The following is an 11,959-nucleotide window of genomic DNA, read 5'->3' on the forward strand; positions in this document are numbered from 1 at the left end:
GGCGACGGTGGGTTTTGGTGGGAAGCGGTCGTTGCCCACGTCGGAACGGCACTCCATACTACCTGAATGCCGACCGATCAGATTCGCCTGAAAGCAAGCATCCGGTTTCTTTCGACCGAAGAGGGTGGTCGCACATCACCACTGTCAGGGGGATACAGCTACCGCCCCAACCATAACTTTTTCGAGCCAGATGACCGCAACATGTGCATTGGCTCCATCGAATTGGAAGAGGGCAAGCTGGTCCTACCAGGCGAGACAATCCAAACTGAGATAACCATCCTCTTTGATCCGACTAAGGAACCGGAGTTTATCGTCGGGCGCGAGTGGTACATACAGGAAGGCCGCAAACCGGTGGCGCTGGGCACGATCCTCGAGGTGCTTAGTCCTTTTGCCTGAATGCCCCCAATTGGGCGATAGCGGCCTTTTGCTCCCGCCGCCCTAGTTCTTCGGATCGGGCAGCGGCAGCGCGGGATCGGCGGGTGCTGCCGGGACAATCGCCAGATTGCGGTTGTTGGCCTGCGAGAGATCGGGATCGACCATGAGCTGGCCTTCAATTGCGGCCGACATCACCGGATCGTGTGCGGGCCCTTCCTCGCCGCCGCGCGTGCGCGGCGCCTCGGCCGAGCAGGCGGCGAGCGCGGTGATCAGGATCAGGGACAAGGCGCGGGTAGCAAGCATCCGGGAGTCCTTTGCACCCACCGTGGTTAAATCCGCGTCACCAGTGTTACTGGGGGCCATGCCATTTTGATGCTTGGTCCTGCGCGCCCATCCTGCCATGGGGCGCGCCATGTCCGCTGCATCCTCCCGCCAGAACGGTGCCGTCGCCGCCATTGCGACCTATGCCTTCTGGGGCGTGATGCCGATCTACTTCAAGCTGCTGGGCGATGTCCCCGCCCCTGAACTGCTGGCTTGGCGCATCATCTGCAGCATGCCGATCTGCCTCGCGATCATCGCGATGCAGCGGCAAGGGCCATCGCTGCTCGCCTCGCTGCGGAATCGGACGGTCGTGCTGCGGCTTGCCACCAGTGCGGCGCTGACGGCGACCAATTCGCTGATCTTCTTCATCGCCGTCGTTACCGGCCATGTCCTCGCGACCAGCCTTGGGTACTACATCATGCCGCTGATCAACGTGCTGATCGGCACGGTGTTCCTGCATGAAAAGCTGAGCCGCGTGCAGTGGGCCGCGGTGGTGATCGCCGCCACCGGCATCGGCCTCCTCGCGTTCGGCGAGCTGGACATGCTGTTCGTGGCGATGGCGCTGGGGGTGAGCTATGCACTCTACGGCTTTGTCCGCAAGGTCGTGCCCGCCGGCGCGCTCGAGGCGGTGACGATCGAGACCGGCGTGAGCCTCGCTCCCGCGCTCGCCGTGGTCGGCTGGTATGCGTGGACCGGCACCGGCCTTGGCGGCGGTTCGAGCATCATGGCGAGCTGGGAGATGGCCGGGCTGCTGCTGCTCGGCGGCGTGTTTACCGCTTTCCCGCTGCTGCTGTTCGGCTATGCCGCGCGGCGGCTGACGCTTTCGGCCATGGGCTTTGCCCAGTTCATCACGCCGAGCATCGGCTTCCTGCTCGGCCACTTCCTCTATGGCGAGCCGCTCGATGAGGCGCGGACGATCTGCTTCGTGCTGATCTGGACCGCGCTTGCCTTGTTCAGCTGGGACATGTTCCGTCAGTCCAGGCTGAACGCACATACGAAAGTCGCAAGCTAGGGGCGAAAGCGCCAGCCTAGCGTTTCCCCGGCGTGGAAGGGGACGACCATGGTCTCGCCAACGTCGATCTCGTCCGGCACCGTCACCGGCGCCCGCTCCAGCGTCACCGTGCCTTCGTTGAGCGGCAGGCGGTAGAAACGCGGGCCGTTCTCGCTGGCAAAGCCCTCGAACTTGTCGAGCGCGCCCTCTTCCTCGAACACCTTGATGTAGCTCTCGAGCGCAAACGGCGCGTTGAAGATGCCCGCGCAGCCGCAGGCCGCTTCCTTGAGCCGCCGATCATGCGGCGCGCTGTCGGTGCCGAGGAAGAACTGCGGGCTGCCGGACGTCGCCGCCTTGCGCAGCGCCAGCCGGTGATGCTCGCGCTTGGCGACCGGCAAGCAATAGGCATGCGGGCGGATGCCGCCGACGAGCATGGCGTTGCGGTTGATATGGAGGTGCTGCGGGGTGATCGTGGCAGCGAGGTTCGCGCCCGCGCTTTCGACGAACTGGACCGCCTCGCTGGTGGTGACATGTTCGAACACCACGCGCAGGCCCGGCAGCGCCTTGACCAGCGGGATCAGCGTGCGCTCGATGAACACCGCCTCGCGGTCGAAGATATCGACATGGTGATCGGTCACCTCGCCGTGGATGAGGAGCGGCATGCCGATCTTCTCCATCCGCGCGAGGACGGGCATGATGTTGGCCACGTCAGTGACGCCGTGGGCCGAGCCCGTTGTCGCATGCGCCGGATAGAGCTTGGCCGCAACGAAGACGCCGGCGGAATGGCCGCGCTCTACCTCATCGGGATCGGTATGGTCCGTGAGGTAGAGTGTCATCAGCGGGGTGAAGTCGGTGCCTTCCGGAAGTGCCGCCATGATCCGCTCACGATAGGCCGAAACGCCTGCCACATCGGTCATCGGCGGCGAAAGATTGGGCATCACGATCGCCCGCGCGAACTGGCGCGCGGTGTGCGGGGCAACCCCTGCCAGCAGCGCGCCATCGCGCAAGTGGACGTGCCAGTCATCGGGGCGGCGGATCGTGATCGCGTGCGGTTCAGTCATGCTCTTCCCCTTAAGCCGGAGCATGCCTATCTGTCACGCATGAGCGCACCCAGATTGACCAATCGCACCATTGTCCGCCTCGCTCCCATGGACGACAGCGAGGACGTCGCCGCCTTCCTGCAGGGTCTGGTGACCAACGACGTGAAGGGCCCCCTCCCCGTCTGGGCCGGTCTGCTGAGCGCACAAGGCAAGGCGCTGTTCGACTTTATCGTGTGGGGCGATGGACACGACCTGCTGCTCGATTGCGAAGCCGCCGCCGCGCCCGCGCTGGCGAAGCGCCTCTCGCTCTACCGCCTGCGCCGCCGCATCGCGATTGCAGAGGACACCACGCTTGGCGTTTACTGGCAGGCCGAAGGGGAACCGACCGATCCGCGCCTGCCCGCGCTCGGTCACCGCTGGATCGCCCCGCGCAGCGCTGATGATGCATCGGCGGATGACGCGTGGCTCGCGCACCGCCTTTCGCTTGGCGTGACCGAGGGTCTTGCCGAACTGGGCAGCGAGCAGACGCTCTGGCTGGAAACCAATGCGGCCGACCTTGCCGGGGTGAGCTTCACCAAGGGCTGCTATGTAGGGCAGGAAAACACCGCGCGGATGAACTGGCGGCAGAAAGTGAACCGGCGGCTGGTGGTAGTGCCGCTCGATCAGTCCGATCCCGCCCGCCAGCGCGCCACTTATCCGGAGCTGGGGCTGGCGGTCGATCACCGCCGTGTCGAGGATATCCCGGCCGGGCTCGCGCCGACGTGGATGGACCTCAGCCCGCCTGCGTGAACTGGTCGGTTTCGGCGATCGCCTTTTCGAGCATGTGCGCGGCATAATCGCGCGCGGCAGTTCCAGCGCCTGGCTCAGCGGCCCGCCCATCTGGGCATCGCCGAGCGCCATCAGCACAAGCGTGAGCGTGGTGCCGCGCATCGTGTCCGAACCGAACTCATTGAGCTCGATCACCAGGTCGTGAATCACATCGACAATCGGATCGAGCGCGTCCTCGTTGCCGGTGAGCAGCATCCACGAGGCGAGCGCGCCCGCACCCTCACGGTCGAAGGCGTCGAAGGTCAGGTCGACCACATCGCGCGGGGATCCGATGCCAGAGCGGCTGGCGATCACCGCCTCGCGAATGCCGACGCAGATCGTTTCGGCGAGGTGCCGTGCGAGTTCCTTCTGCAGGCCCGAGGCCGAGCCGAAATGGTGCAGCAGATTGGCATGGGTGCGCCCGATCCGCCCGGCGACGGCTTTCAGCGTCACCGCCTGCGGCCCCGCTTCGATCAGCAGGGCACGCGCGGCTTCAAGGGCGGCAATACGGCTTTCTTCGGGACTGAGACGCTTACGAACTGACATTTTGCGAGCCGTTGTACCCCTTGCGGCGCGCATTTCCCCCCGCGCGCCGGAACCTGCACGCCTAGAACTCCGGCGCTTGCAGGGCAAGAGGGACGCGAACGCGCGGCCGACAGATCAGGCCGCGCGTCGCATCGGCTCGCGGTCGTCACCCCCGCCATCGCCGTTACCCGCCTCGCCAAGGTGGATCTGGTAGACCACGCTCGTCACGACCGAGCCGCGCCCTTCGCTGCGCCGGGGGCGGTGTTCGCCGGTCGGCACGAAGCCCAGCTTGCGCAGCACGCGGCCCGAGGCCGGATTGTCGAGGAAGTGGCTCGCCTCGATCCGGTTATGCCCGAGCGAGCGCGCGACAGAGAGCACCGCGCGCGCGGCTTCGGTGGCATAGCCGCAGCCCCACTGCTCGCGCGTGATCCAGTAGCCGAGCTCGACCGCGCCGTGTTCCCCGGGCGCGATCCCCGCGCAGCCGATGATCCGCGTTCCATCGGCGCCGGGCAGCGTCACCAGAAAATCGGGATGGCGCGGGTCCTGCTGCCGATTCACGAACCAGCGCGCATCGTCCGCACGGTAGGGCCACGGTGCGCGGGCGAGATTGCGCACCACGCCCTCATCGTTGACCGCCTCATGCAGCTCGGCCCAGTCTTCGGGCCAGGCGGGGCGCAGGAACAGTCTTTCACTGCGAATGAACATGCCTTTTCTCCTCATCCGCCCCTCGATTTCCCCCGGCTGCTAACCAAAGGAAATGACAGGCATATTGCGATCCGTAGGCCTACGCATGCATTTAGCGGCGAGGCGCCCCGGGGCTGAGGGAGACAAAGAAAAAGGGAGACGGGCTGGCCCCTCTCCCTCGTCAAGCCGGCTCCTGAGAGCCGGCGGGGGCCATCCGTCGCGGATGGCCCGTCATGACCATCCGATTACTCTGCGGCCTCGGCCAGCATATCCACCGAGACGTACTTGCGACCAAGCTTGCCCGAGTGAAAACGCACCTTGCCTTCGGCGAGCGCGAAAAGGGTGTGATCCTTGCCAATGCCGACATTGGCGCCCGGGTACACCTTGGTGCCGCGCTGACGAATGATGATGTTGCCGCCGATCACATGCTGATCGCCGAACTTCTTGACGCCGAGGCGGCGGCCAGCCGAATCGCGACCGTTACGCGAAGAGCCGCCTGCTTTCTTATGTGCCATGTGAGCTTACTCCGGAATCTTGTCGGCGCGCGCGATCAGGCGACGCTGAGGATGCGCAGCAGGGTCATCTGCTGGCGGTGGCCGTTCTTGCGGCGATAGTTGTGGCGGCGGCGCTTCTTGAACACGACCACCTTCTCGGACTTCGCCTGCGCGATGATCTCGGCCGAAACGGTCACGCTCTTGGCATCCGCGAGCACGCCTTCGTTCCCCGCGAGGAGGACGTCGGTCAGCGTGATCGTTTCACCGGCTTCACCCGCCAGCTTCTCGACCGCGATCTTGTCTCCGGCGGCAACCCGGTACTGCTTGCCGCCCGTGCGCACGATTGCGAACATGGTTCCTGCTATCCGTTTCAAGTGTCTGGCCGCCCGATGAACCCGCGAATCGGGCGCCATCAAACGGCATGGCCGAATCTCCGCTCGATGCGGAGGCCCGGAAAGAGTGGCGCGGTTAATCGAACGGGGGCCCCATGTCAACGCCGCAGGCAGGCGAAATGCAGGCTTGCGCGTGTTGCGGCGCCGCTTCCCCGGTCTGGCAAAAGCTTCTATGGCGCGGGCATGGTTGCTCTGTCCATCCGTATCGGCGCGCCGCTGGCTGCCTTGCTCGCGCTTTCGGCCTGCAATGCGGACCGCTCGCGCTTTCCCTCGCTGGCGATTCGCCCGGCCGAGCGCGCCTATGGTACGGCCCAGCCGGTTGCGCCCGCGGCGAGCCTGCCGCTGACCACCCAGCTTCCTGCCGGTGCCGATCTCAACGCCCGCGTCGCTGCGCTGAGCGATACCGCGCGCGCCGCGCATGGCCGCTTCCGCGAACGGCAAGGCGAAGCCGCCCGCGTGATCGATGCCGCAAAGGGCAGCGCCCCCGGAACCGAGGCCTGGAGCCGCGCGGCCATCGCGCTCGCCGGGCTCACCTCCGCGCGCGGCGAGGGCATGGTTGCGCTGTCCGACCTTGATCGCCTGCTGATCGCTGCCACCGAAAAGGCCGCGACCGGTCCGGACGATGACCTCAAGCTGGTCGCCCCGGCGCACCGTGCCGTTGCCGATCTGCTGGCCGAAGAAGACCGCTCCATCGCCGCGCTGAGCAGCGCGCTGGGCAGCTGACGTCTACCAGCGCGCCAGATCGCGGTGGTCGTCGGGGCGCGGTTCAATCCAGCGCCAGCCTTTTGCGGTCTTCTCGCGCTTCCAGAACCAGCTCTGGCTTTTCAGGTGGTCCATCGCGAAATCGGCGGCGGCAAAGGCATCGCGGCGGTGCCGCGCCGCGGCGGCGACCAGAACGATGGGATCGCCGGGGTGCATCACACCATAGCGGTGGATCATGAGCAGGCCATCGAGCGCCCAGCGCGCCTGCGTCGCGGCGGCGAGCGCTTCCATGCCCGGCAAGGTCATCGCGGCGTAGTGTTTGAGTTCCAGCGCTTCGACGGCATTGGGGCCGCCCTCACAGCGGACCTGCCCCAAAAAGCTGACCACGCCGCCTGCTTGCGGATGCGCGGCGTTGAAGGCCGCGAGTTCGTCGGTGGGGGAGAAGGCTTCACCGAGAAGGCGAACGTCGGCCATTGCAGTGTACCCCAATTATCGGCCACCGTTCGTGTCGAGCAAAGTCGAGACACCAAGCGCGGCGTCTGGTGTCTCGGCTTCGCTCGACACGAACGGAGTGGGGAGTTCGGGCACGAAATTCAGCCACCGCTCACTGGCGGCAGGAAGGCGAGTTCGTCGCCCTCCGCCAGCACGACCGCCTCGTTGCCGCCCAGCAGCGCGCCGTTGAGCGCCATGCGCACCCGCTCTCCCAGCAGTTCGACGGCGAGCGCGGGATCGAGCGCGGCGAGCACCTGATCGAGCGGTCCGGGGTTCACCGCAAGCTCACCCATGCCGGCAATGTCTTCCAGCCGACCCAGGAACACCAGTCTTGCAGGCATGTCAGCCGCCCGTCATCGACATGTGGCGCGCCAAGGCAGGCGCAGCGCCGGGCTTGTCGATCACGAAGCCATGGCGTTCGGGCTTCTCGCCCATCGCGCGGGCAAAGGCTTCGGCCATCGCGGCTTCGGGGTTCTCCGAGCGCAGCGCGGCGCGCAGGTCGACCTTGCCCTCGCCGCCGAGGCACATGAACAGCTGGCCGGTGGCGGTGACACGCACGCGGTTGCAGCCTTCGCAGAAATTGCCCGTCAGCGGGGTGATGAAGCCCAGTCGCCCGCCGGTCTCGGCAATATCGACATAACGCGCAGGGCCGCCCGTGCGGGCGTCGCTGGCGGTCAGGGTCCAGCGCTGCTCGAGATCGCGGCGTACGGCATCAAGCGGCAGGTAATGATCGAAGCGATCGCCCTCGACCTCGCCCAGCGGCATGACTTCGATCAGCGTGACCGAGTGGCCTTCGCTGTGCGCCCAGGCGATCAGATCGGGCAGTTCGTGCTCGTTGATGCCCTTGAGCGCCACGGCATTGAGCTTGATCCGGATGCCCGCCGCCTTGGCTGCGGCGATCCCTTCGAGCACTTGCGGCAGGCTGTCGCGCCGGGTCAGTTCGGCGAACTTGGCGCGGTCGCGCGTGTCGAGCGAGACGTTGATCCGCTTCACGCCCGCCGCGGCCAGATCATCGGCAAATTCGGCGAGGCGCGTACCGTTCGTGGTAAGGGTAAGCTCGTCGAGGCTGCCATCATCGATCTTGCGGCCCAGCGCGCGGACCAGCTGCATCATGTCGCGCCGCACCAGCGGTTCGCCGCCCGTCAGCCGGATCTTGCGCACGCCGCGCGCGATGAAGGCGAGCGCGACTTCGTGCAGCTCTTCCAGCGTCAGCACTTCGGCGCGCGGCAGGAACGTCATGCGCTCGGGCATGCAGTAGGAACAGCGCAGATCGCAGCGGTCGGTGAGCGAGAGCCGCAGATAGGTGATGCGGCGCGCGAAGCGGTCAACCAGGGGTGCGGGGGCGCTGTTCATGTCTCTAGGTATACGAAGTCTCGCGCAAAAGATTCAAGGTGCGCGCCCCCATCAACAAAAATAGTCTGTCCGGTGACGGCACGCGCCTGTGCGAGAAAAAGCACCGCCTCGGCGATCTCGTCCGGGCTGGCCAGCCGCTCCAGCGGCATCAGTGCGGTGAGGCGCTGCCATTGCTCCTCGGTATAGTCGGGCGTCGGCAGGGTGAGCCCCGGCGCCACCGCATTGACGCGCACACGCGGCGCGAGGCTGCGCGCGAGCGTGCGCACCGCGGCGTGGAGCGCCTGCTTCGACAGCGTGTAGCTGAGTTGATCGGGCACCGGATTGAGCACGCGCTGGTCTAGGATATGGACCACCGCCGCATCGCCAGCCGCGAGTTCCGCCAGCGCGCGGGTGAGCAGCACCGGCGCAGTGAGGTTCACCGCGAGATGCTCGTCCAGCACGGCGGCGGTCACCGTGGCCGCCGAATCATCGCGGAACAGCGCGGCGCAATTGACCAGCAGCGTGGGCGCGCGGCCTGCCAGCGCCATGGCCTCGCCCGGCAGGCGGTTCACGGCATCCGGGTCGGCGAGATCGGCTGCCAGCGGATGGACGGCAGCGCCGAGCCCTTGCAGCTCGGCGGTAAAGTCCGCCGCAAATTTCGTTGCGCTGTGGGCGTGGAGCGCGAGGTCATAGCCTGCCCCCGCCAGCGTGTGCGCAATCGCTGCGCCGATGCGCCGCCAGCCGCCGGTGATCAGGGCAAGCGGCCGGGGGTCCGTCATCAATCGCGCCGGTGGCGGGTAAGCGTCATGCCGATTTCCTCACCCCGCTCGCTGATCGCCAGCTTGACGATCTTCACCGTGACCCGCGTGACGCGCTTGTCCTGCAGGAACAGCGTCTCGCAGATGTGGTCTGCCACCGATTCGATCAGCTGGAAATGGACCCCCTTGGGCAGCCCCTCGGTCGCGGCGTGCTTGAGGTCCATGTAGTTCTTGCTCGCCGTCAGCGGGCAATCGGGGGTGTACCGGTCCTGCGGGGTCAGCGCGGCCGAGATCGAGATGCGCAGCGGCTGCGGCCGGCCAGTCTCCTCGGAATAGATCCCGGTGAGCACATCGCTTTCGATGTTGGCGACTTCAAGGATAAGGCTGTCGTTCACGGGCCGCGCCTCTGGCACTCGGGGGCCGGAATGTCCAGTGCAGGGCCATGAATTTGGTGGCCCCAGATTTGCTTATGATCCGGGATTGGACCAGCGCGCGAAGATCGCGGTGGGCAGGATGCGCCCGCTTTCCCCTTCCTCGGCCAGGGCCAGTTCGCCATGCTCGACCGTGCCCGGCAGCGCTGCCAGCGCCTCCGCCAGCAGCCCGCCGATGGCGAGGGAGGACATGCGCACGGCATAGACCGTGAGGAACAGGAACCGGCTATCGCCGTCCAGCAGCCGCGCGCAATCGGCGATCAGCGTGGGCAGGTTCTCTTCCAGCCGCCAGACTTCGCCATCCGGCCCGCGCCCGAACTTGGGCGGATCGAGGATGATCCCGTCATAACGCTTGCCCCGCCGCACTTCGCGCGCGGCGAACTTGGCGGCGTCGTCGACGATCCAGCGCACGGGCCGGTCCTCCAGCCCCGCCACCGCGGCATTGGCGCGCGCCTGCGCAACCGCCTTCTTCGAGGCATCGACATGCGTCACCGGGCCGAAGCGCGAGAGCGCCATTGTGCCGACGCCGGTATAGCCGAACATGTTGAGGGTGGAGGCGTCCAGACGGCCGTCCAGCTGTTCGCCCATCCAGTCCCACACCGGTGCCATGTCCGGGAAGAAGCCGAGATGGCGAAACGGCGTGCACTGCGCGGTAAACCCGATCCCGCGCCAATCGAGCGGCCAGCCTTCGCGCGGGACGGGCTTCGCATAAGCCCAGCGCCCCCCGCCGTCCTCGTCCGATCCAGGCACGAATTCGCCATGCGCGTCCCACACCGCGACACGCGGCGCCCACATCGCCTGCGGTTCCGGGCGGATGAAGCGATATGGGCCGTAGCGTTCGAGCTTGCGCCCGTCGCCGCTGTCGATCAGGCCGAACTGGTCCCAGCCCGGCCCGACCATGAGCTTTGCCTGAAGGTCGAGCTCTGCCACCTTAGCCCGCTCGGGGCGTAGCGCGCTCGGCGATCCACGCCGCGACCGTGTCGTAATCGCCCGGCAGGCGGGTATAGGCTTCCTCGCGCTGGAACAGATCGCCCACGCGCCCCGGCAGCGAAGGCCGCACGCCGGTTGCGCGCTCCACCGCGTCGCGGAACTTGGCCGGATGCGCGGTGGCCAGCGTCACCACCGGCACGTCGGCCGCGAGACCTTGCGCCACACGCGCGGCGTGGAGGCCGATCGCGGTATGCGGATCGAGCGCTTCGTCGCAGGCCTCGTGCGCCCATCGCATGGCGCCTGCCATATCCGCCGCGTCCGCCCGCGCGCTGGTGAAGAGCCTGGCCGCCGCCTCGCGCTGCGCATTGGTGAGCTGCATCGCCTTGGTGCTCTCGAACAGCTTCATCTGCGCGAGCATCGCGGCGCCGTCGCGCCCGCCGGCATCATAGAGCAGGCGCTCGAAGTTGGAGGAGACCTGAATGTCCATCGAAGGCGCCGCAGTCGGCGTGACGGTGCCCGCCGAATAGTCGCCGCTGGATAGCGCGCGGTGGAGAATGTCGTTGATGTTGGTCGCGACGATCAGCCGCTCGATGGGAAGGCCCATCTGCGCCGCGACATAGCCTGCGAAGACATCGCCGAAGTTGCCGGTGGGCACGCTGAAGGCGGCCTTGCGCTGCGGCGCGCCGAGCTGCAGCGCGGCGGCGAAGTAATAGACCACCTGCGCCATGAGCCGCGCCCAGTTGATCGAATTGACCGCAGCGATGCCGAAGCGGCTGGTCATCGCATTGTCGTTGAACATGCGCTTCACCATCGCCTGCGCATCATCGAAGCTGCCGTCGATGGCGATATTGTGCACGTTGGGCGCGAGCACCGTGGTCATCTGCCGCCGCTGCACATCGGAGACGCGGCCATGCGGGTGGAGCATGAAGATATCAACCTTGGCGCGCCCCGCAACGGCATCGATTGCCGCCGAACCGGTGTCGCCCGAAGTCGCGCCGACGATGGTCAGGTGATCGTCGCGCCGGCTCAGGAACTCCTCGAACAGCAGGCCGAGCAGCTGCAGCGCTACATCCTTGAACGCCAACGTTGGGCCGTGGAACAGCTCGAGCAGCCACTGGCGCTCATCAAGCTGCACCAGTGGGGTGACGGCGGCGTGGGAGAACCGGCCATAGGCCTCGCGGGTCAGCTCCAGCAGACGCTCGGGCGCGATGCAGTCGCCCACGAAGGGCTGCATGACCTTTGCGGCGAGCTCGGCATAGGGCAGACCCGCCATCGCGGCGATCTCGTCTTGGGTAAAGGTCGGCCAGCGCTCGGGCACATAGAGCCCGCCGTCCGATGCGAGGCCGGCGAGGGTCACGCCCTCGAAATCGAGCGAGGGCGCCTGGCCCCTTGTGCTGACGTACTTCATGGGCCTGCCGGTTAGCGGGCGAGGGCGCATGGTGCAAGGATTTGGGGCGAAGTGCCGGGCGGATGCGGATTTGGCATTGCGGTGCGCCCTCACCCGCTACCCTTCGTCATCCCCGCGAAGGCGGGGATCCAGAGCGGCCACAGCACTCCTTAGCCCTGGATCCCCGCCTGCGCGGGGATGACGAAGGTTTGGGGGGCGGTGAGGTTCTGAGACCCCTCCCGTTCGTGTCGAGCGAAGTCGAGACACCGCACGCGTCGTATGGTGTCTCGACTTCGCT

16 protein-coding genes and 1 pseudogene are annotated in these 11,959 nt (G+C 66.8%); 4 read left to right on the plus strand and 13 right to left on the minus strand.

Annotation, left to right across the window (positions count from 1 at the left end; genetic code table 11):
- Positions 1–66: 66 nt before the first annotated feature.
- Complete coding sequence (locus K5Q19_RS15790; RefSeq protein ID WP_292947152.1) at positions 67–396, plus strand: hypothetical protein; 330 nt, start codon at positions 67–69, stop codon at positions 394–396.
- 42 nt (positions 397–438) lie between these two features.
- Here K5Q19_RS15790 and K5Q19_RS15795 read toward each other — a convergent pair whose 3' ends face one another.
- On the minus strand, positions 439–678 hold the full coding sequence (locus K5Q19_RS15795; protein WP_292947155.1) for a hypothetical protein: 240 nt from the start codon (positions 676–678) through the stop codon (positions 439–441).
- Between the two features lie 109 nt (positions 679–787).
- Between K5Q19_RS15795 and rarD the strand changes: the two genes are divergently transcribed.
- On the plus strand, positions 788–1,708 hold the full coding sequence (gene rarD, locus K5Q19_RS15800) for an EamA family transporter RarD (RefSeq protein WP_292947157.1): 921 nt from the start codon (positions 788–790) through the stop codon (positions 1,706–1,708).
- Here the strand turns inward: rarD and pyrC are convergent.
- Positions 1,705–2,748, minus strand: coding sequence for a dihydroorotase (gene pyrC, locus K5Q19_RS15805; RefSeq protein WP_292947160.1), 1,044 nt, complete (start codon positions 2,746–2,748; stop codon positions 1,705–1,707). The two genes, rarD and pyrC, sit on opposite strands and share 4 nt — an antisense overlap.
- A 39-nt stretch (positions 2,749–2,787) precedes the next feature.
- Between pyrC and K5Q19_RS15810 the strand changes: the two genes are divergently transcribed.
- Positions 2,788–3,516, plus strand: a complete 729-nt coding sequence (locus K5Q19_RS15810; protein WP_292947163.1) for a folate-binding protein — start codon at positions 2,788–2,790, stop codon at positions 3,514–3,516.
- A 51-nt stretch (positions 3,517–3,567) separates the two neighbouring features.
- Here the strand turns inward: K5Q19_RS15810 and K5Q19_RS15815 are convergent.
- The 4 genes and pseudogenes from K5Q19_RS15815 to rplU all read right to left on the minus strand — a co-directional run.
- Positions 3,568–4,080: pseudogene (locus tag K5Q19_RS15815) on the minus strand (TetR family transcriptional regulator); the annotation flags it as partial.
- Positions 4,081–4,194: 114 nt separating this feature from the next.
- Positions 4,195–4,764 (minus strand): GNAT family N-acetyltransferase, encoded by a 570-nt coding sequence (locus tag K5Q19_RS15820; RefSeq protein ID WP_292947166.1) that lies wholly within the window; start codon positions 4,762–4,764, stop codon positions 4,195–4,197.
- A 224-nt stretch (positions 4,765–4,988) separates the two neighbouring features.
- Complete coding sequence (gene rpmA, locus K5Q19_RS15825) at positions 4,989–5,258, minus strand: 50S ribosomal protein L27 (RefSeq protein ID WP_292947169.1); 270 nt, start codon at positions 5,256–5,258, stop codon at positions 4,989–4,991.
- Positions 5,259–5,293: 35 nt separating this feature from the next.
- The gene (rplU, locus tag K5Q19_RS15830) at positions 5,294–5,590 is read right to left on the minus strand and encodes a 50S ribosomal protein L21 (protein WP_292947172.1); all 297 of its coding nucleotides are present in this window, start codon (positions 5,588–5,590) and stop codon (positions 5,294–5,296) included.
- A 222-nt stretch (positions 5,591–5,812) separates the two neighbouring features.
- Between rplU and K5Q19_RS15835 the strand changes: the two genes are divergently transcribed.
- Entirely contained in the window at positions 5,813–6,352 is a 540-nt protein-coding gene (locus K5Q19_RS15835; protein WP_292947174.1) for a hypothetical protein, read from the plus strand.
- 3 nt (positions 6,353–6,355) lie between these two features.
- On the opposite strand, the gene K5Q19_RS15840 is transcribed toward K5Q19_RS15835, so the two are convergent.
- From K5Q19_RS15840 to thrC, 7 genes are all read right to left on the minus strand, one after another.
- Positions 6,356–6,805 carry a molybdenum cofactor biosynthesis protein MoaE gene (locus K5Q19_RS15840; protein ID WP_292947176.1) on the minus strand — a complete coding sequence of 150 codons (450 nt, stop codon included), beginning with the start codon at positions 6,803–6,805 and terminating at the stop codon, positions 6,356–6,358.
- 119 nt (positions 6,806–6,924) lie between these two features.
- Positions 6,925–7,164, minus strand: a complete 240-nt coding sequence (locus tag K5Q19_RS15845; protein ID WP_292947179.1) for a MoaD/ThiS family protein — start codon at positions 7,162–7,164, stop codon at positions 6,925–6,927.
- A 1-nt stretch (position 7,165) separates the two neighbouring features.
- Entirely contained in the window at positions 7,166–8,176 is a 1,011-nt protein-coding gene (gene moaA / locus K5Q19_RS15850; protein WP_292947182.1) for a GTP 3',8-cyclase MoaA, read from the minus strand.
- The gene (locus K5Q19_RS15855) at positions 8,173–8,934 is read right to left on the minus strand and encodes an SDR family oxidoreductase (RefSeq protein ID WP_292947185.1); all 762 of its coding nucleotides are present in this window, start codon (positions 8,932–8,934) and stop codon (positions 8,173–8,175) included. The genes moaA and K5Q19_RS15855 overlap by 4 nt, the downstream gene beginning before the upstream one ends.
- The gene (locus tag K5Q19_RS15860) at positions 8,934–9,308 is read right to left on the minus strand and encodes a dihydroneopterin aldolase (protein ID WP_292947188.1); all 375 of its coding nucleotides are present in this window, start codon (positions 9,306–9,308) and stop codon (positions 8,934–8,936) included. The genes K5Q19_RS15855 and K5Q19_RS15860 overlap by 1 nt, the downstream gene beginning before the upstream one ends.
- Positions 9,309–9,380: 72 nt before the next feature.
- Positions 9,381–10,274: a class I SAM-dependent methyltransferase gene (locus K5Q19_RS15865; RefSeq protein ID WP_292947191.1), complete on the minus strand. Its 894-nt coding sequence runs from the start codon at positions 10,272–10,274 to the stop codon at positions 9,381–9,383.
- A 1-nt stretch (position 10,275) separates the two neighbouring features.
- Positions 10,276–11,682: a threonine synthase gene (gene thrC / locus K5Q19_RS15870; RefSeq protein ID WP_292947194.1), complete on the minus strand. Its 1,407-nt coding sequence runs from the start codon at positions 11,680–11,682 to the stop codon at positions 10,276–10,278.
- Between the last annotated feature and the right edge of the window lie 277 nt (positions 11,683–11,959).

Origin of the sequence: Novosphingobium sp. (assembly GCF_019748365.1) — a bacterium.
Taxonomy (GTDB): Bacteria; Pseudomonadota; Alphaproteobacteria; order Sphingomonadales; family Sphingomonadaceae; genus Novosphingobium.